General features: G+C 67.8%; 13 protein-coding genes, 1 tRNA gene and 3 pseudogenes. 11 read left to right on the top strand and 6 right to left on the bottom strand.

Annotated features, from left to right (window positions below):
• Positions 1 to 81: 81 nt before the first annotated feature.
• Positions 82 to 6963, top strand: a complete 6882-nt coding sequence (locus ACZ7M7_RS40895) for a polymorphic toxin-type HINT domain-containing protein (RefSeq protein WP_472126134.1) — start codon at positions 82 to 84, stop codon at positions 6961 to 6963.
• A gap of 707 nt (positions 6964 to 7670) precedes the next feature.
• Here ACZ7M7_RS40895 and ACZ7M7_RS40890 read toward each other — a convergent pair.
• The 5 genes and pseudogenes from ACZ7M7_RS40890 to ACZ7M7_RS40870 form a co-directional block, all read right to left on the bottom strand.
• Positions 7671 to 8948 (bottom strand): annotated as a pseudogene (locus ACZ7M7_RS40890) (tyrosine-type recombinase/integrase); the annotation flags it as partial.
• Positions 8948 to 9097 (bottom strand): helix-turn-helix domain-containing protein, encoded by a 150-nt coding sequence (locus ACZ7M7_RS40885; RefSeq protein WP_472126131.1) that lies wholly within the window; start codon positions 9095 to 9097, stop codon positions 8948 to 8950. The gene ACZ7M7_RS40885 and the pseudogene ACZ7M7_RS40890, both read right to left, overlap by 1 nt.
• Positions 9098 to 9171: 74 nt before the next feature.
• Positions 9172 to 10593: pseudogene (locus ACZ7M7_RS40880) on the bottom strand (replication initiator).
• A 145-nt stretch (positions 10594 to 10738) separates the two neighbouring features.
• Positions 10739 to 11479, bottom strand: coding sequence for a DUF2637 domain-containing protein (locus tag ACZ7M7_RS40875; RefSeq protein ID WP_472126128.1), 741 nt, complete (start codon positions 11477 to 11479; stop codon positions 10739 to 10741).
• A gap of 36 nt (positions 11480 to 11515) precedes the next feature.
• Positions 11516 to 12187 (bottom strand): hypothetical protein, encoded by a 672-nt coding sequence (locus tag ACZ7M7_RS40870; RefSeq protein WP_472126306.1) that lies wholly within the window; start codon positions 12185 to 12187, stop codon positions 11516 to 11518.
• Here ACZ7M7_RS40870 and ACZ7M7_RS40865 point away from each other — a divergent pair.
• The 10 genes and pseudogenes from ACZ7M7_RS40865 to ACZ7M7_RS40820 form a co-directional block, all read left to right on the top strand.
• Positions 12174 to 12300, top strand: a pseudogene (locus ACZ7M7_RS40865) (integrase core domain-containing protein); the annotation flags it as partial. The gene ACZ7M7_RS40870 and the pseudogene ACZ7M7_RS40865 overlap by 14 nt on opposite strands.
• Positions 12301 to 13361: 1061 nt before the next feature.
• Complete coding sequence (locus ACZ7M7_RS40860; protein WP_472126125.1) at positions 13362 to 13985, top strand: DUF932 domain-containing protein; 624 nt, start codon at positions 13362 to 13364, stop codon at positions 13983 to 13985.
• A 206-nt stretch (positions 13986 to 14191) separates the two neighbouring features.
• Positions 14192 to 14263, top strand: a tRNA-Ile gene (locus ACZ7M7_RS40855).
• Positions 14264 to 14528: 265 nt separating this feature from the next.
• Positions 14529 to 15440 carry a zinc finger domain-containing protein gene (locus ACZ7M7_RS40850; protein WP_472126122.1) on the top strand — a complete coding sequence of 304 codons (912 nt, stop codon included), beginning with the start codon at positions 14529 to 14531 and terminating at the stop codon, positions 15438 to 15440.
• Between the two features lie 177 nt (positions 15441 to 15617).
• Positions 15618 to 15785 carry a hypothetical protein gene (locus ACZ7M7_RS40845; RefSeq protein WP_472126119.1) on the top strand — a complete coding sequence of 56 codons (168 nt, stop codon included), beginning with the start codon at positions 15618 to 15620 and terminating at the stop codon, positions 15783 to 15785.
• 178 nt (positions 15786 to 15963) lie between these two features.
• Positions 15964 to 16332: a helix-turn-helix domain-containing protein gene (locus ACZ7M7_RS40840; RefSeq protein ID WP_472126117.1), complete on the top strand. Its 369-nt coding sequence runs from the start codon at positions 15964 to 15966 to the stop codon at positions 16330 to 16332.
• A 50-nt stretch (positions 16333 to 16382) separates the two neighbouring features.
• Positions 16383 to 16796, top strand: coding sequence for a hypothetical protein (locus tag ACZ7M7_RS40835; RefSeq protein ID WP_472126114.1), 414 nt, complete (start codon positions 16383 to 16385; stop codon positions 16794 to 16796).
• Positions 16797 to 16993: 197 nt separating this feature from the next.
• The gene (locus ACZ7M7_RS40830) at positions 16994 to 17452 is read left to right on the top strand and encodes a hypothetical protein (protein WP_472126111.1); all 459 of its coding nucleotides are present in this window, start codon (positions 16994 to 16996) and stop codon (positions 17450 to 17452) included.
• Positions 17449 to 17871, top strand: coding sequence for a DUF6221 family protein (locus tag ACZ7M7_RS40825; protein WP_472126109.1), 423 nt, complete (start codon positions 17449 to 17451; stop codon positions 17869 to 17871). Before ACZ7M7_RS40830 ends, ACZ7M7_RS40825 begins: the two co-directional genes overlap by 4 nt.
• 340 nt (positions 17872 to 18211) lie before the next feature.
• On the top strand, positions 18212 to 18568 hold the full coding sequence (locus tag ACZ7M7_RS40820; protein ID WP_472126106.1) for a hypothetical protein: 357 nt from the start codon (positions 18212 to 18214) through the stop codon (positions 18566 to 18568).
• Positions 18569 to 18684: 116 nt separating this feature from the next.
• On the opposite strand, the gene ACZ7M7_RS40815 is transcribed toward ACZ7M7_RS40820, so the two are convergent.
• On the bottom strand, positions 18685 to 19293 hold the full coding sequence (locus ACZ7M7_RS40815) for a hypothetical protein (protein ID WP_472126103.1): 609 nt from the start codon (positions 19291 to 19293) through the stop codon (positions 18685 to 18687).
• Between the last annotated feature and the right edge of the window lie 116 nt (positions 19294 to 19409).

Genomic DNA, 19409 nt, shown 5'->3' with positions numbered 1-19409 from the left:
GCTTTCCCCCTCCAATCAATGACGTTCTCCTCCGAAAGGGGATCCGACCGCATGTTTCGTGGCCGCTCACTGAGCCGCCGCATGCCGAGACAGACGGTCGTCGCGACAGTGCTGGGGCTTTCCCTCGCGCTGTCCGCGTCGACCGTCCAGGCAGTGGCGCTCGACGAGAACGCCCGGGGCCGCACCAGCCGCCCCGGCGTCCAGGACGACGGCGATCCCGCCAAGGGGCGCGACGCCAAGTCCAAGTCCCGGCCCTCGGACCCGGCCCGCAAGGCCGCGGTCAAGGGCCTCGACAGGGCGGTGTGGCCCAAGCGGGGCGGCGCCGAGGTGAAGCTGGGGGCCACCGCGGAAGCGGGCGGCCTGCCGCTGAAGGTGGTCAAGCCCAAGAGTGCAAAGGCTGCCAAGGCGGCACCGAGCGAGGTACAGGTCGACGTCCTCGATCCGGCCCGCGCCGCGAAGCTCGGTGCCGGTGTCCTCCTCGGGGTCGAGCGGGCCGACGGCGGCGACAAGGCCGCCAAGGTCCGCCTGAGTGTCGACTACTCCGACTTCGCCGAGGGCTTCGGCGGTTCGTACGCCTCCCGGCTGCGCCTGGTGCAGCTGCCCGCATGCGCCGCGTATGCCGCGCCCGGCAGCAAGGACTGCCGGCAGCAGCCCAAGGTGCTGCCCACGGTCAACGACGTACGCGCCGGTACGGTCTCCGCGGACGTGACGGCCGCCCCGGCCCCGGCCGAGGGCGTCTCCACGATGGCAGGCACCACGGCCTCCCTGCTGGCGGTGGCCGCGGGCCCGTCCAGCGCGCAGGGCACCTACAAGGCGACCGCCCTGTCCCCCTCGGCCAGCTGGAACGTCGCCACCTCCTCCGGCGCGTTCAACTGGAACTACCCACTGCGTTCCGTCCCGACCCCGGGCGGCCAGGTCCCCACCGTGGGCCTCGGCTACTCCTCCCAGTCCGCGGACGGCCGCACCTCGGCCACCAACAACCAGGGCTCCTGGATCGGTGAGGGCTTCTCCTACGACCCCGGCTACATCGAGCGCCGCTACAAGCCCTGCTCCGAGGACGGTCACACCAACTCCGGCGAGCAGTGCTGGGCGTTCGACAACGCAACCGTCATGCTCAACGGGATGGCCGGCGAGCTGGTCAAGGACGACACCACCGGCAAGTGGCACCTGTCCTCCGACGACGCCAGCAAGGTCGAGAAGCTGACCGGCGCCACCAACGGCGACAACGACGGCGAGTACTGGCGCATCACCACCTCGGACGGCACCGAGTACTACTTCGGCCAGAACCGCCTGCCAGGCTGGGCCACGGGCAACGAGGAGACCAACTCGGTCTTCACCGCCCCAGTCTTCGGCGACGACTCCGGTGAGCCCTGCTACAACACCACCTTCACCAGCGCCCACTGCAAGCAGGCCTGGCGCTGGAGCCTGGACTACGTCAAGGACACACACGGCAACGTGATGTCCTACTTCTACGAGCGCGAGACCAACTACTACGCGCTCAACGGCAAGACGGACGTCAACGGCACGGCGTACCACCGCGGCGGCTACCTCAAGCGGATCGACTACGGCCAGCGCGACGGTCAGGTGTACGCGGCGAAAGCCCCCGCCCGGATCGACTTCAACACCGCCGAGCGCTGCCTGCCCACCGCCGACTTCGACTGCGCGGTGAGCAAGCGCACCAAGGCCAACGCCGCCCACTGGCCGGACGTCCCGGTCGACCAGGAGTGCAAGGTCGACACCAAGTGCACCTCACCGGTCCAGACGTTCTGGACGACCAAGCGCCTGACGTCGATCGTCACGCAGATGCGCAAGGACGCCACGACCTACCAGGACGTAGACGCCTGGACCCTGACGCACCTGTTCACCGACAACGGCGACGACTCCAAGACGCTGTGGCTGTCGAATATCGAGCACGAGGGCCGCGCCGGTACAGCGGTGAAACTGCCCTCCGTCGACCTCGTCGGCGAGCAGCTCGCCAACCGTGTCGACGCGGTCGGCGACAACATCGCGCCGTTCCACCGTTTCCGTCTGTCGATGGTCCTCAGTGAGACCGGCGCCCAGCTCGACGTCACCTACGCAGCGACCAACTGCACCAAAGACGCCCTGCCCAAGCCTGGCGAGTCCACCAAGCGCTGCTACCCGGTGAAGTGGGCCCCACCGGGCTACACCGATCCGATCACGGACTGGTTCCACAAGTACGTCGTGTCGTCGGTCATCGAGACGGACCGCACCGGCGGCAGCGACGGCATGGTCACCCGCTACAGCTACCAGGGCGACGCGGCCTGGCGTAAGGCGAAGCCGGACGGCATCACCGACGCCAAGTACCTCACCTGGGGCGGCTGGCAGGGCTACGGCAAGGTCACTGTCACCAGCGGCACCGCCGACAAGCAGACCACCCGCATCGACTACACGTTCATGCAGGGCATGAACGGCGACGCGGATCCGGCCGGCGGCACGCGCGCGGTGACGGTCAAGGACTCCACCGGCGCCACGTACACGGACGACGAGGAGTTCACCGGCCACCAGCTGGAGGCGGCGACCTACGACGGCGACAAGCTGGTCTCGAAGACCATCGCGACTCCGTTCCGGCACTACACCGCCACCCAGACCCGCAGTTGGGGCACCACTCGCGCGTCGATCGTGCGCACCCAGACCGGCCGCGGCTTCGAGCTGAAGTCCGACGGGACCTGGCGCGAGACGAAGTCCACGACGACATATGACACAGCGAAGGGCGGCCGGGTCACCGAGGTCGACGACCTGGGCGACGTCTCAACTGCCAAGGACGACTCCTGCACCCGGACCTGGTACGCGGACAGCACGACACAGAACATCCTGTCGCTGCCGTCCCGCAGCGAGTCGGTGTCGGTGAAGTGCTCCGCCACCCCGGACTACAAGACGCAGGTCCTGGCGGACGAGCGCACGTCCTATGACGGTGGTGCGTACGGTGCGGCGCCGACCAAGGGTGACGCATCGAAGACCGAGCGCCTGACGTCCCACAACGGCACCACGGCGTCGTACCAGGTCACCGGCACCACGACGTACGACAGCTACGGCCGCCCGCTGACCCAGAAGGACGCCAAGCAGAACCTGACGAAGACGGCGTACACGGAGACCAACGGCCTGCTGACGAAGACGGTCGTCCACAACGCCCTCGACCACGCCACCACCACCGACTACGCCCCTGCCTGGGGCATGTCCAAGGGGCAGACGGACCCCAACGGCAGACGGACGGACCTCGCCTATGACGCACTGGGCCGCCTGACCTCGGTGTGGCTCGCAGACCGGGCGTCGACGCAGACACCGAGCATCAAGTACTCCTACAACGTCCGTAAGGACAAGGTCACCTCGATCAAGACCGAGAAGATCGAGAACGACGGCTCATACGGCGCCGAGTACCAGCTCTACGACAGCCTGCTGCGGCCCCGGCAGATCCAGACCGAGGGCTCGGGCGGCACTCGCATGGTCGCCGACACGTTCTACAACGGCACCGGCAGCATCAAGAAGACCAACTCGACGTACAACGCCGCCGGCGCCCCCTCCGACGAACTGCTGCTGGTGAGCAACAGCCAGGTCGGCCAGCAGAGCCTGCTGGAGTACGACGGCCTGGGCCGCACCACGGCACAGATCTTCGCCGTCAGCGGCGCCGAGCAGTGGCGCACGACGACCACCTACGACGGCGAGTTGACCCACGTCAACCCGCCGACCGGCGGCGTGCCCTCGACGACGATCACTGACGGCCAGGGCAACGTCTCGGAGCTCCGCCACTACCGGGGCGCGTCCCCGGGCGCGGGTGTGCCGTACGACGCGATGAAGTACACGTACACCACCCGCGGTTCGCTGGAGACGGTCACCGACGCCAAGGGCAACGTGTGGCGTCACGAGTACGACCAACTGGGCCGCAAGATCAAGTCGATCGACCCGGACGCGGGCACCTCGCGCACGGAGTACGACGAGCTGGACCGGCCGGTCGCCGCGTACGACGGCCGGAACAAGAAGATCTCCACGGTCTACGACAGCCTCGGCCGCGTGGCGACGACCTGGCAGGGCGAGCCCACCACCGGCACGAAGCTGTCGGAGACGAAGTACGACAAGGCGGGCTGGCTCGGCCAGGCCTATGGTCACGTGAGCTACGTCTCGCCGACGGAGTTCTTCACCACCGCCATCCAGTCGATGGACGAGTTCTATCGCCCCCTGAAGACGGCCTACCAGGTCCCGGCGTCGCAGGGCTCCCTGGCCGGGACCTACGTCTTCACCGCCGGCTACAACCGTGACGGCACCCTGCGGAGCACCGGCCTGCCCGCCATGGGCGGCCTGCCGTCGGAGGCACTGGCCTACACGTACGACGACCTCCAGCGTCCCATGACGATGACGGGCTCCACGTCGTACGTCACGAACACCGTCTACTCGCGCGCCAGCCGGCTCCAGCAGCTGGAGTTGTACTCGGGCAGCGGCAAGAAGGTCTGGCAGAACTTCTTCTACGAGAACGGCACCGACCGGCTGACCCGCTCGGTGGTCGACGTCTACGGCGCCACCGCACCGGCGAAGGAGTCCACGTATTCCTACGACCAGGCGGGCAATGTTCTGTCCATCGCGGACACGGCCAACGCGGCCTCGCCGGACGTGCAGTGCTTCGCGTACGACAGTCGCCAGCGCCTGGCGGACGCCTGGACTCCGGCGGCAACGGGGACAACGGCGGGCGGCACGGGCACCCGTGGCTCCACCACCCCGGTGAACGGCACAGGGCCGACCGCCTGTGACGCGGCTCCCGGGTCGAGCTCGCTCGGCGGCCCGGCCCCGTACTGGAAGTCGTACGAGACCGACGCCATCGGCAACCGCACCGCGGAGACGCTCCACGACACCGGCCTCGACTCTGCGAAGAACATCACCCGCAGCTACGAGTACGGCACCGCCGGAGCCCAGGGCGACGGCCCGCACCAGCTCACCAAGGTCACCGAGCAGACCCCGACCGGAGACAAACAGTCGACGTACGAGTACGACGACGCAGGCAACACCACCAAGCGCACCATCGGAGGCAACGCCCAGTCACTGGCGTGGACCGACACCAACAAGGTCAATGAGGTCACCGAGGCGAACGGCTCCAAGACCAGCTACCTCTACGACGCCTCCGGCAACCGGCTCGTACGCAAGGACCCAACCGGTACCACCGTCTACCTGCCCGGCACCGAACTGAAGTTGTCGGCCGACGGCACCAAGACGGAAGCCACCCGCTACTACGAGTTCGCCGGACAGGCGGTCGCTGTCCGCACCGCGGCCAAGCTGTCCTATGTCGCCTCGGATCACCACGGCACCGGCGAGGTGGCCATCGACGCCACCACCGGCGCGATCAGCCAGCGCCGCTTCGACCCCTACGGCGTAGCCCGCGGCGAGAAGACCGGAACCTGGCCGGGTGAGAAGGGCTACGTCGGCGGCACCATCGACGCCTCGACCGGACTGACACACCTGGGAGCGCGCGAGTACGACCCGGTGATCGGAAAGTTCATCTCGGTCGACCCGCTCATCGACTACACGCAACCGCAGCAGGTCAACGGCTACGCATACGCGACCAACTCGCCGGTCACCAACGCCGATCCCACTGGCCTGAAGAACGCGGCCTGTGAGGACCCACGGGTCGAGTGCCAGGGTGGCCAGGTTGTCGGCTATACACCGGACCCCGTCGAAGACGCTCAGTCCGAGGCCAGCGCTGCTGCCGCGAATCTGGCGGGCGCGCAGTTCCAGCAGTCTTCCGCCAAGCAGCGGATCAAATCCGCGGGCAAGGCACTGGTCAAGATCGCCCGGGACATCCTGGGCGTGGACGCAGCCCTCGACTGCATCTCCACCGGGGACGTCGGAGCCTGCGGCGAGACCCTGCTCAATATCGCCGGCAGCTTCGCCGGCGGCCTGGCAGGCAAGATCCTCGCCAAATACGGTGCGCCCTGGAACTGGGCCAAGGGCATCCAGCTCGCCAAGCGGGTCACCAATCTGGTCGGCGACCTGATCGGCGGAGCCAAGGACCTGTGGAACGCCAACAAGGCCGTCGGCAAGGCAAGAGCCGGCCTTGCCCAGGCGACGGACAAACTGGCAGATGCCAGGAAGAAGGCGGCGGAGGCTCTCAAGAAAAAGAAAAAGACCGAGGAATCGCAGTGCCATAGTTTCCTGCCAGGCACGAAGGTCCTGCTGGCCGACGGCACAACCAAGCCGATCGAGAAGATCAAGCTCGGCGACAAGGTCGTCACAACCGACCCGAAAACCCGCAATACCACGGTCCGGGAAGTCGCGGGCACCATCGTCACCGAGGACGACAAGCACTTCTCCAACCTCACGGTGAAGGCCGCCTCGGGCAAGAAACAGGCGCTGATCGCCACGACGACCCACCCCTTCTGGGTCGAGTCCCAGCAGGCATGGATCAAGGCCGGCGCCCTGAAGCCCGGCATGCAGCTGCGCACCCCGTCCGGCGCCACGGCGGAGGTCACGGCCAACCGTCACTTCGACAAGCGGCAGCGCACCCACGACCTAACGGTCACGGGCATCCACGCGTACTATGTGCTGGCGGGGGCCACTCCGGTACTCGTTCACAACTGCAACACGACGGTATATCGATTGCAGACGGATCACCCAGATAGTCAGCGCCTGTCGGTCGATGGTGATGGGGGAGTCTCGATCGATGGTGACGGAATGCTGCATCTGAACATGAGCGGGAACATTGCGCACACAGAGCAATTCCGCGGCTCGGGTGGTCAAATAGTCGCTTTCGATGTTCCGAGTTCGTATGTGGCTCAGGTTCGCTCAGCTGCAATCGACCAGCGTCGTCCATCTGGTATGAGTCGGCGACAGTGGAACATCTTCTCGTCGGGGCGTCCGCAGATTGATGATCCAGGTAAGGGGCCAGATTTGTACGGGCTTCCATCGGAGATGTTCCCCGGGCTCTTGGATGCGATAATTCCAGGATCGGGGAGAGTGCTGTGATCGGCCTCTGGAACGGATCGCAGGTGATGGAGAGATGACGGGAACCGTCGAGGAAGAGCTTGGTCGGCTGTGGGTTCGCCCTATGGTGCCGCCAGTTGGTCCGCTGGCAGTGTTTCATGTGGAAGTTGGGCGATGGGAAGAAGCGGAATGCTTTGCCCGTCGCGTTCGAGGGCTCGTCGCTGCCGGAGTAGAAATTTCCCGGCACGGAGACTTTGAACTGGATCAACTTCCAGAATATGTCCTTCCGGCATGGGCTAGAGGTGGTGATTTCTCTGAGGTGCACAGGGACGCCCGCCTCCGGTATTCCTTGCATCGTGGAGAAGAGGAGTGGACGGCGCAGGATCTTCTGTTCTCATTCGAGCCGAAGCAGAGGCGTTGGAAATGGTGGGATGTGACTCTGCTTGGTGGGAATTTGCTCCAGGTGTGGGTGGATTCCCTGGGAGAGCCGGTCTTCGCCTGCGACGAGTTGAGATGGATTCTCTATCTCAGCGGTGCTCATGCCGTCGTTGGGCCGTCGCTATTGTCGCCTGATCTTTGGGGGCATGAGCGGTCGGCTGGCATCGACGTGGGGTCCCCGAGCTCGGGCTGATCTGATTCGGCATCCCTCATGCAAATTTGAAGCCCCGCCAGGTGCGTCCTGGCGGGGCTTCAGCGTGGTCTGACGGCAGTAGTTGACGGCAACGTGAGCGGACGTGGACCGCGCAGAGCGGTAGGTCGTCGTCGCCGTCGTCGGGCTGGCCAGTGGTCTCCTCGGGGTTGCGGAGGGCGTAGCCGAGGAGGTCGATGGCGTCGCGCTGGAGGCGCAGTCGGACGTGGGCGTAGACGGTGGCGGTGACGCCGATGTGGGCATGGCCGAGGAGTTCCTTGATCACGACGAGTTCGACGCCCTGTTCTAGGAGCAGCGTGGCGGTCGAGTGCCTGAGGTCGTGGAAGCGGATGCGGCGAAGGCCAGCCTTTCGGAGGAGCGTGGTGAAGGTGCGGGTGAGGTTGGTCGGCCTGCCCTGTGGCGTAGTGAAAACGTGTCCACTTCCCTGCCATTCGGCGCTAGCTCTGTCCCTCTCCGCCTGCTGATGTTCGCGGTGCAGCTTCAGAGAGTGGAGGCAACTGGCTGGGAGGGCGATGTGGCGTTCGGAGGCCCGCGTCTTGGTGGGCAGGGTCTTGAGCCCGCCCGCGTTTGTGCGTTGGAGGGTGCGGCGGATGGCGGCGGTGCCGTTTGTGAGGTCGATGTCTTCCTAATAGAGGCCGAGGAGTTCACCCTTGCGCAGTCCGGTGTGCAGGGCGAGTTCGAATAGCGCGTGCAGCCGGTGATCTCGACTGGCGGTGAGGAACTGGAGGGCTTCGTCGGTGGTGAGGGGTTCGAAGCGCCGCGGTCGAGGTGTGCCAGTGCGGACGTTGCGGGCGACGTTACGCGGGATCTCCTCCTCGCGCACCGCGTGCTCCAGGGCGGACTTGAGGACGGAGTGCACGTAGGCGAGGGTCAGGGGCGAGAGCCGCTTGGAGCAGCACTTTCCGGCGGCGCAGCAGAGGGGTTGGTTGCGGGCAGCGTCGAGGCCACGGGTGTAGCACTGGCAGGTGGTTCGGAGCTGGTTGAGCCAGGTGCGGACGTCCTTGGCGGTGAGCTTGGCGAGCTTCTTCCGTCCGAGGCCGGGGATGAGGTAGAGCCGGGCGACGGCGGTGTAGCGGGTGTGCGTGTTCTCGCGGAGCTGGTGGGCGGCGACGTTCTCCAGCCAGTACGTCAGGTACGCAGCTACGCTGCCCTGCGCGGAGGGGACGGGGAGGCCGCGGTTGCTGGCGACGATCTTCTCCGTGAGCTTCGCCAGGGCCTCCTTCCTGGTGGTGCCGTAGACGCGGATGCGCTTGCGGGTGTTGCCGGGGGCGAGGACGTATCCGGCGGCTTCCCAGCGGCTGTCCTTGCGCTGGTAGACGGTCCCGTCACCGTTGGCGCGGACACGGCGGGAGGCGGAGGCGTCGCGGGGCGTGGTCATCAGGCGGCTTCCTGTTCGAGGCGGGTGCGGATGAAGTCGGTGAGGGCGTGGGTGGGGATGCGGCGGGCGCGGCCGAGGGCGATCGAGGCGAGCTGGCCGGAGCGGAGCAGGTCGTAGACGGCGGAGCGGCCGAGCTGGAGGCGGGCCATGACCTGGGCGACTGTCAGCAACTCCTGTGACGGGTCCGGTTCTTAGTGAAGCGCCGTAGGCGGGTACGTAGTCATCAGCAGCCGCCCTCTGCCACGAACTGCCGTTCCTGTTCTGTGCGGTGCCAGACATGGGGCTGTAGCCCGAGCCCAGGTAGTCCCAATGGCCGACGACGAGAGTGGTGGCCGGGTCGAGTTTGGGCATGCCGGCGTGGGCGCGGGCCTGTTCGGTGCGCCAGGGGGCGGACGTCGCGCAGCGCGCCCAGGGTGGTGGAGTAGCTGCGGGACTTGGTGGAGAAGTGGCCCCGGAAGCCGAGCATGTGCGCCCACTTCCGGAGCTTGAGGTGGGCGAACTCCGGCAGCCTGCCCAGCTCCCAGCGGGTGCGGATCATCTGCCGCACGTGGCGGGCGACGGCGAGCCGGGACAGCGGCCGGGCCTGCCCGGTGCCGCCGCAGGCGGTGCACGGCAGTGGGGTCCCATGGGGCAGGAGGGTGGCGCCGCGTCCCTGGCAGGGGCGGCAGAACAGGGCGCGGTCGAGGGCGCCGGAGGCATCGGCGGACTCGGTGGCGTACTTGGCCACGTAGGCGGCCACGGCCTGGTCGGTGAAGTCGGCGTCGGTGCCGAAGGCAGTGATCTCGCGTACGTCGAGCTGTTCGCCCCAGCCGAGTTCGCGTTCCCCGACCGCGTCCGACTCGTCCGTGACGCGGACTCGCGCGGCGGCGGCGCGGACGGCGTCGGTGAGTACGGCGACGGTGGCGTCCGGCGGTGGGGGCTGGCTGTTGCCGTCCGGGCCGTCGAGTCGGATGACGGCGTGGAAGTGGACCAGGCCGCGCTGCTGGTACTCGGCGACCTTGGCGAAGGACACCCGCAGGACCGCGTGGGCGGCTTTCTGGGTCATGCCGAGCCCGGCGGCGATCTCGCGGCGCAGGTAGGTGGTGAAGCGGGCCCACAGCGCGGAGGCGTGGGCGTTGAACAGAACCGCGCCCTTGTAGTCGTACGTCGCCGGGTTCAGCGGCGTCCCGATCAGAGCATCCGTAGGGCCGTGGAGCTTGCGGCAGCGGCAGGGCCGGATGTCGCCGTTGGGGGTGGTGAGGCGGTTGTGGACGGGGCCGAAGGACGGCGGGGTGAGAGTGGCGAAGACCCTGGGGTGGGTGCGGACGGTGTCAGGCACGGTCTTGCCGCCGGACAGGCCAGCGCGGATGAGGTGATAGGTGTCGGCGGCATACAGGCGCGAGCAGGCCGGGCAACGGGAAGCGCGGCGGTTGCCGCACGCGGTGAGCAGACTGCCCGTGGGCTCCTCGGAAGAGACGTAAGTACGCAGTACCTCGCCGGTCGTGGTGTCGACAGTGGTGCTGTGGCCGGTCAGGCGGATGGGTTCGGTGCAGCCGCCGAGGCGTTCGATCTGCTGCTGTGCGCGGTCGAAGTCGGGGTGGTTGACCAGGTGGAGCAGGTCCCGTACGGCGGGGCTTGCCACGTGACGCAGGTCCAGGGTGACCATTCGGGGCGTGTCCCTTCAGTTCGGGTGGGTGGCCCCGAGCACCACGTAGCGGGAAGGCGCGGTGGTGCTGCTCGAGGCATGACGAACCGGGCCCGTGGGCGGGCGTGGGTTCAGCGAGGGGGATTTGGCCGGTGAGGGCCGGGGCTCAGAGCTGAGCGAGTGCGGCGGCGGCCACCGGCAGGGCGAGGCCCATGCGCGTGCCCAGGTGGGCGGCGCTGATCGATGTTCCGTGCTCGGCGCGGTGGGTGTCCGCGATGCGTCGGGCCGCGTCCAGCAGGGCGATAGGCAGGACCGGGCCGGAGATGGGCTGGGCCGTCTTGGCGACTGCGACGGTCGGAGTCGGAGCGGGCTCCAGCTTTTCGGCGGGGGAGGCGACGAAGTCCGGGACGGGCGTCGGGAGTGCCGATTCGGGTGACGGTGCTACGTCGGGCACCGGCTCTGCGGCAAGGGTGGCGGCGGTGGCCTCCAGGCGCGGGGTGGGGTGGGTGAGGGTGTGGAACTGAGCGAGGAAGGCGGGGCCGACGTGGCCGCAGCCGAGGAGTAGGAGCGGGGCGACGGTCTCCAGGCAGGCCCGTCCGTAGCGTCCGGTCAGCAGTGGTTCGGCGGTGTTGAGGGCGAGGGTGAGCAGGCCGCACAGGTGCAGCAGTCGGGCACCGGCCTTCAACTCCGTCTTGGGGACGCCGTGCAGGGCGAGGAACCGCAGGGCGATCAGGAGTCCGACGACGGACAGGTCGACCATGGGGGCGATCAGTGGGGCGATCGGGTGGGGGACGCCGAGCCGCAGGGCGAGTGCCCAGACGTTGCCGAAGGAGAAGACGAAGGCCAGGGCCGCGATGACCGCCATGACCACGGTCACGGTGCGCCGGGTGAACTGCTGCTCCGTCATATCCTCAACCTCCTTTCCGGTGTGGGCGTTTCGGGATCACTTGGTGAGCGAGGGCGCGGGCGTTGCCGTCCGGCCGGTCGAGCGCAGGAGGGCGTCCAGGCACAGGTCCGGGTCGGCGGTCAGGTGCGAGGTGGCTTCGGCGACGCGGGCCGCGTCGGCGTCGGAGACGTAGGCGGTGCGGATGCGGGTGTAGCCGGGCCGGCCCTGCATCGCCATCACCGCGACGCCGACGTAGGCGGGGTCCTGCAAGGTGACCGGGCTGGCGTCGGGCCAGTTGCGGATGTCGTCACCGAGCGCGGCCACCGCGGCTTCCACGGTCTTCTGCGCGAAGGACAGCCCGATGGGGCACACGTCGCGGATGAAGGTGGGGATGGCGTCGCCGGTGGTCTTCTGGCTGATCAGGATCACCAGGATGCCGACGCTGCGGCCCTTCTTGACCAGGTCCTCCACCAGCCGGGCGTTCTCCGCCGTGAGTGCTGCCAAACGTTTCGTCTCGGCGTCGCTGCCCTTGTACTCGCGGAAGTACGTGTGCGCCTCGTCGATGATCAGGACCGTGAGCGGCCAATGCGGCGAGGGGCCGACGTGCCACATGTTCTTCACGCCCAGCACGTCCCGGATGGTCGCCGAGCGCCGCTTGCGCAGTTCCACCAGGCGCTTGAACAGCGCGTTGGCTTCATCGAGGTCGTCCCCGCACGCCGAGGTCTTCAACGACAAACTGCGCGAGTGGGAGGACTACTACAAACTACCATCGCCCCCACGCCGGCCTCGGCGGCCAGACACCCTACGAACGCCTCAAGCAGAAGACCACGACCCAGGCGTAAACGATCATCGTCGGTTGCACACTACGGCCGATGCCATCCGCGGGCTACCGGTGTTCAAGGAATCGACCATCTGCGAGTTCGAACTCGTCTTCGAGGCATTCTTCGGGACCTCTCGGCCGCAGCCAGCAGTGGTTCAGATTCCCGAGCAAACCACCGAGGGCAGCCAGGCACCTGTGTCGATGTCCTGACCACAGGCGGTGAGGTGTGCAAGCCCCTCTAGCGGGTGCCTCGACCTTTTTGCAGTCCGAGCGCTGCCATCAGCAGGTGCGATCCCTTCTGGACGGCCACGAGCAGGGAGATAAGATCCTGCGCTACCTGGCTTGGAGGCTGTAGGACGGCAACGGTAGCTGATCCCAGGGCTGTTGGAGACACTGCCCTGTCGGTTACCTGGCGTACGCCAGTTTGCATTGGATGACCATGGTCCGCCCGTCCGGGAGACGCTCGAGAACGTCAGCACCGTTGTCGTGCGAACCTCCCATCCGCCGGGTGATCGAGGTAGCGGTGGCGAACCGGCTGACCGCTCCCACGCCTCTGTTCAGCGCCGGCACCGGGCGTACTCGTGTGAGGCCGTCAAGGGTCTTGGTGGAGGCCGATCCGTGTCCCGGCTGATGCATTGACGGGTCTCGTTGGTGTCTTGCTGGGGGCTTGGGCGGTCAGCGTCGTTGTCGCGCCCGGCCGGTGGCGACAAGAGTCCCCTCATGGGCACCACCGGAACCCGGGGATGCCCATGACGAGACACCGACGTATCAATCGGGCAGGAGGGCCGGGTCGCCCGGCCCTCCTGCCCGATTGATACACCGTCAGAGGACAAGCGCAGGCGCAACTTCCGAGAAACATCTGTGACGTGTGGCTGCTGCTGGTGCGTCGGTTACAGGCGCTTCGCTGTGCGGTCGCGCAGCAGCAGCCACTGGCTCGCGTCGGCGCTGCCTGAGCGCGCAGCCGGTCCATGCAGCAGCACGGCGCAAGCCGTCCTGGTCCCCACCCATGACCACATCAACGACTGAGCTGGCCAGCAGTCACGGCAAGCACCGTTGCAGTACTAGGCCTAAATAGGGTTACGAGTGCAGTACACGCAGGGCTTCGAGTTCCTCCAGGAGCTCGTGGGCCGCTACGACGTCGTGTGGGAGTCGGCCGGGCTGATCCGGGGCGGGAAGCGCGTGTTTATCGCCATCCGCCTCCCCGAGACCGTCGCGGTGGACGCCGACGGCATCAACGACATCGTCGTCCCGTACGTCGCCGTGATGAACGACCACTCCGGCAACGGCCAGTTCCAGTGCGTCGTCACCCCGTGGCGGCCCGTCTGCGCCAACACCGAACGCTTCGCTGTCCGCGACGCCGTAACCCGCTGGGCCGTCCGCCACACCGCCGGGGCCACCGACGAGATCAAGGAAGCCCGCCGCACGCTCGGCCTGTCGGTGAAGTACTTCGAGCGGTTCGCCGACGAGGAGACCGCGCTCGCCCGCACGGACATCGCCCTGCGCGACTTCCACGACGTGGTCGGCGACCTGTGGCCGCTCGACGACGCCTCCGACCGCACCAAGACCAACCACGCCGTCCGGCTCGGCGCCCTCGACGAGGGCTTCCGCACCGAGGCGGAGCGGGTCGGACGCACCGCGTACACCGCCGAGCGCGCGATCACCGGCTACCTGGACCACGTCGCCCCCGGCGCCCCGGCAAGACCATGACCGAGGAACTTGCCCGCGCCACGGCCTCGCTGGAAGGCGCCGACGACGAGATGAAGTCCAAGGCCCACCCGCGCCTGCTGCTCCTGCGGCAGGCCTGACGAGACCAGCGGCCGGGCTGACTCCCCCCCAGCCTGGCCGCTCCCAGGGCCGCCGCCCCGTCCACCTGCCCCGTCACCGGGGCGGCGGCTCGCACAACTCAAGATCGACGCAGCGTAGCTCAGTTGGCAGAGCGCGGATCTTATAAGTCCTGGGTCGCGGGTTCGAATCCGCCGCTGCGGCTCCATCCATCGTCCGGCGGCCGGACACGCGACTCTCCCGACTCGCTTCCCGCCGCCGGGCTCCAAGAGCCCGCCATGAGCGAGACCACACCACTTGCCACCACGTCATCGCCCACTGGGTCACCGACGACGACAAGCAGCAGATCACCGCCTCCATCGCGTACGCCCGCGAGGTTGGCGACCTCCAGACGCTGCCCCTGCTGCTCGCCCAGCTCACCCAGCCCTGCGACGCGCGCGACAACTACCGCGCAAAGAAGGAAGGATCATGAGAACTGACAGCCCGCCCGGCATCCCCGTCGGGCCGATCGAGACTGAGCCGCTCGACAACCCGACGCCCGGGGTCTTCCCGTCCGCGACCGAGCGGGAGGGCATCCTGCGGGACGCGTTCCGCGCGGCCGGTATCGGGCTGGGTGCGTATGACGACCGGATCGCCCGCTGGCTCGCCCAGACCTCTGACTGGTCGACGTTCGCCGTCATCGTCTCGTGGGTGGCGCGCGCAGCCCAGCGCGGGCCGGCCCCGGCGGTGGCGCTGCCCGGCCGGTTCGACGCGACCCCGGCGGAGGTCGACCGGCACCTGCGCCGAATCCTCGCCGAGGACGTGCACCTGCGCTACCAGCAGGCCATCGGCGGCCGGGCCGTCGAGGAGGCCGCGAAGGACCTTCGCATGGAAGCCGCGGAGACCCAGGCGCGCGGCCACCTCACGCTTCGGCCCCTGCCCTGGCGCACCCCGCTGCACCCCGAGGGAGAACTGATGAGCACCACTCCAAACCTGCCGTCCCGCGCCGTGGCTTGCCCCGCGTGCGACTCGCCCGCCGGCCAGCCGTGCACGAGCCACGCCGGGAAGCGTGTCCGCCGCGACAACGTCCACCTGGCTCGCAAGGTCGCGTACGACGAGGCCCGCATCAACGAGAACCCCGCCGTGCGTCTCACCCTCGACGCCGCCCGTGAGCGGCGCGGTATGCACGGCAAGCACGCCGCCGAACTGCTCCACGACCACGGCTACACCGCCGAGGCCACGCGTATCCGGCGCACGGTGTCCGAGCGCAAAAGGCCGCTGTCCGCCAAGCAGGCCGCTGCGCTCATCCTCGACGAGGCCCAGGGCGGCGCCAGCCACAAGGAGCGAGCCAGTGAACATGCCCGCGCCACTCACGATCACTGCGCGCCGCGCCATGGTTGAGGAACTGATGCGCCAGGAGCCGGGCATCAGCCAGCGCTCCATCCAGCTCGGCTCGGTGTCGGCAAGGACACGATCCGCCGCGACGTCGACGCCATCGAGGCGGCGCAGCGCCAGCCCGCGCCGTAATGGGCCGCCGCCGAGTCGGACGATGCGCTGGACGGTGACCTCCTGGTCCTCGTGCTCGATGAGCCGCTGTGCCAGGCCCTCGCTGTGTTGCGCGCCACCCGGGGCCAGCCGGATACCGAGGCCGTCAACGTCGCCGTCGTCCGCGCCGCCGTGCGCGCCACCGCAGATGTCGTACGGGAGACGTTCGGCGCTTTCGACACGGAGGGGGCCGGACACTGATTGGCGGCGCTACAGTGGCGTGAAGGCGAAGGGCGGGGGGATGCCGACTTCTGTGTGGAGGCTCCTGCGGGCAGCCGGGGCATGGATCCCAGTAATTGTGGCGCTGTTGCGGGGGCAGGAGCTAGGTCCCGGTGCAGGTGCCAACACCCTCGACGATCGGACCTCCGACGCTCAGCCCATGTCGAGGCCGCTCATCCGGCTGACTCGTCTGGAGAGAGAGGTCCTGCGCCTGGTGGCGTCCGGTTTGACTGACAGGGAGGTTGCCGCCGCCTTGTCCGTCTCGGTGGCCACAGTGCAGGGATGCGTTCGGAGGGTCTTCGACAAGTTGCAGTCCGGCGAAGGGCGGCTCACCGTCGGGGCCAGCCTTGGCGAAGAGCGTGGGGCGGCACCTGACCTCATGGAGATCGCCCAGGATGACGAGGCGGGCCTGGCAGTGCGCCACATCGCTGAGGGCTTCGATGACCTCTTCAGGAGGCTTGGCCCGCCACCAGACGGGCTGACGGAACTGGAACTTATCTGGCGCGGGGGCGGGGGATCAGAGCGATGACGCACGGGGCTGGCACAGCCGGACAGGAGCCCAGCGGTCTGGAAATCGCCATGGAGTGGGCCAAGCTGCCTGCGGACCACCTTCATCTCGCCCTCAAAGCCCTTGAGCCACAGCTCCGCCGGGAGCACGAAGCTCGCATGGAACGGATGCGTCTCGCTGCCGAAGAAGCGAGTGCAGTGCGCGCTCACCGGCTCTACCTCTGTGGGCTGGCCGCCGGATTCGTCGTCACGGTCGGCATGCTCACCGGTGCGGTCATCGTTGGCAGCAATGACCAGCCGTGGCTTGCAGCCATGCTCTCGGGGCCCAGTGTCCTCGCCCTGGCGACGCTGTTCGTGCTCCGTCGCAATGACACCGCCCAGATGCAGGCAGTGGCCAGGGCGCAACGATCTGCGTTGAACGCCTCTTTCCAGCCAGCGCCGGCAGTCGCCCCGCCAACGAGCCCAGGCACCGGCGGTACCGTATGACTGCTTCCGCGAGCTGCGCCGGGGCCACGCCGCCCTGCGCGCCACCGTCGGCGCACGACACCGAGAAGCAGAAGTCGCCGCCGCACGCGCCGTGATCCGCTCCATGGCAGACACTCTCCTCGAAGCCCAGCATCGGTCGTAGCTTCTCGCGGGCCCAATCCCCAGACGCCCCTGTTCAACTTGGAGATGATGGCCCCATGAGCGCTGGCTACATCACGACCGACGGCAGCAGCCGCTACCACACCGGCGAGGACTGCCTCCTGTTCCAGAGCGGGCGCCTCGGCAACGAGGCATTGGGTATCCCGGCACAGCCGATCCTGCATCTCACCCGCGCGGTAGCAGTACAGGCGCAGCAGACACCGTGCCAGTGCGTCACGGAGAAGGCCGAGTCCGACCACTTCTTCGCGAGAGTCCCCAGCCTGATCAGCGGAGCCGTGGCGATCTACCAGCAGCATATTGACGCCGACCAGACGCCGGAGACCGCGATGCGCGCGGTCCTTGACGGAGTCCTGCCGCTCCACGCACATGAGTTGGCGGAGAAGCAGCGGGGCCTCCGTGGCGAGTGGGAGAGCGCCGTGTTCGGTGGCGGTCCATCTGCTCTGGCAGCGGTAGACGCACTGATCGACATCATCGCCTCAGCCGGGAAGCGGTCGTGAATGCCGACCTGGTGGCGTTCCTGCGCGCCCACCTCGACTTCATCGCGAACACCGCGCGGCAAGCCGAACACGCCACGAAGTCCGCGCACTGGCGGGCTGACTGGAGACGCCTCTCGTATCACGACTTCGATGCACGCATCACCTCGGCGCCGGATGAACCTGTCTTCGACGGATACGGAACGATTGCAGCAGCCGAGTTCGCTTCGCGCCAGGACCCGGCCCGCGTCCTCGCAGACATCGAAGCCGACCGCGCCCTGCTCGCAGAGTACGAGGCCGTCGCCGACATGGATACCGAGGACGCAGAGCCGGAGTTCGCCTATGGCCGCGCCGTCGGTCTCGGCCTGGCCGTCCGGTACCGCGCCCTGCGGTTCGCCGACCACCCTGACTACCGCCCCGAGTGGCGGCCTGAAACGAGCTGAGAGGGACATGATGAGCGACCGAGTGACTGTCCGCGTGCTGCTGCTGTTCGGTCCCAGGCCGAGGTCGTAGCCGACGTCCCGCCGGAGGAGCAGGGGGATCGGAGCGCTACCCGGCCGCCGAGATCGCTGTGGCGGTCGGCCTGTCGGAGGGCGACCTGCCCGGGAAGCGGGTGACGGCGGAGGTCGGCGAGGATGACCGGTTGCACGGGTGGCGACTGGCGTGAGTCTTGGCCCTGGCCTCATGTGAGTGTTCGCTCGCGTGTGCGGGATGCGCCTGTGGCGGCCAGCGAACCGAGGGGGTCCTAGGCTAAACCCCCTATCTGGCCGAGGGGTTACGTCGATGAGCGACACTCAGATGATCACGATCAGCAACTACACCGTGCGCCACGTTCCCTATCAGGCAGCCCTTGATCGCATCGTCGGTGACGCGGGTCCCATGGGTACTGCCGCTCTCCCTGTCGTCCCCGGACTGCGACTGTTGTACGACACTTCTGATGCGGACAATCCGAACCAGGAAATCAACGCCCTTGGCGGGAAGGTCGCCGAAGCTCTGGGGCACCGATACCAGGCCGAGTGGCGGGGGCTACTGGGCTTCTACTTGGCCGATGCAGAGGGCAACCCGGTTGGCCTCCCAGCATCGCTGCGCGAGCGCATTGAGCATGAGGTGCGCTTCGCCCGCCGGGCCCTCGGCCGGTAATTCCTCCAGTACCGAAGCAGTCCCATGTCCGAGCCGTGAGAGCTGAGGCACGCGCGGCCGCTGGCCCGCCCCGGACGACACCTCCGGCCGCGCACACCACTGGAAGGGCGCCACGGTCACCGAGACCCTGGCCGGACGCCGCGCCTACCGCAGGGCGGACAGCTGACCGCCGGCGTACGCTGGGGCCCGGACGGAGCGCTGCCCGGCCGTACACCGGACGGTCCCTGGAGGCCCGCGCGCACGCCGTGCTCCAGGATGGTCGAACCCCGGGGTCGGTCACCCGTGATCACGCCCCCCATCTGTTTGGAGATCACCGCGGCCGTGACATCGACGAAAATGTCACGCGCGGAGGTCTTCGCTGACCTGGCGAGTTCCTTCAGCCGGGACCGGCGCTCTGGGTTCGTCTCCTCCTCTGCTTCTGCCTCAAGCCGCTGCACCAGGGTGTCAACGAACTGCTCGGCACTCGGCCACTGCCCCACACGTCTACGTGCCTCGCCCGAGACCTGCTTCACGTACCAGCCTTCGGGGCCGCCGCCCATCCTCTGAAGCGAGATCAAGTGATCGCCTTCCAGCGCGACCACAGCCCTGGCCACCGTGGTCACGTCGAGGCCGGTCTTCTCCGCGAGATCGCTCAGCTCAGGTTGCGACGTGCCGAACGACTCATCCAGCCACTGAACAATCGCCTCAAGGACTGGCAAATCCCGTTCTACCCAAGTGTTCTCCATTCAAGGGAAGTTACTCCGTATGCGGGTCACGTCCGCTGGAGTGGTGTATCGACGGCCACTCGGCGATCTCGTTTTTGAGGCTATGCGGTGAGTTCGGTGGGCAGGTCGGTCTCGTC

The sequence above is a fragment of the Streptomyces sp. NPDC111606 genome (assembly GCF_055656945.1).
The sequence above is the reverse complement of the archived record's forward strand: the minus strand, read 5'-3'. Positions and strand labels throughout refer to the sequence as shown.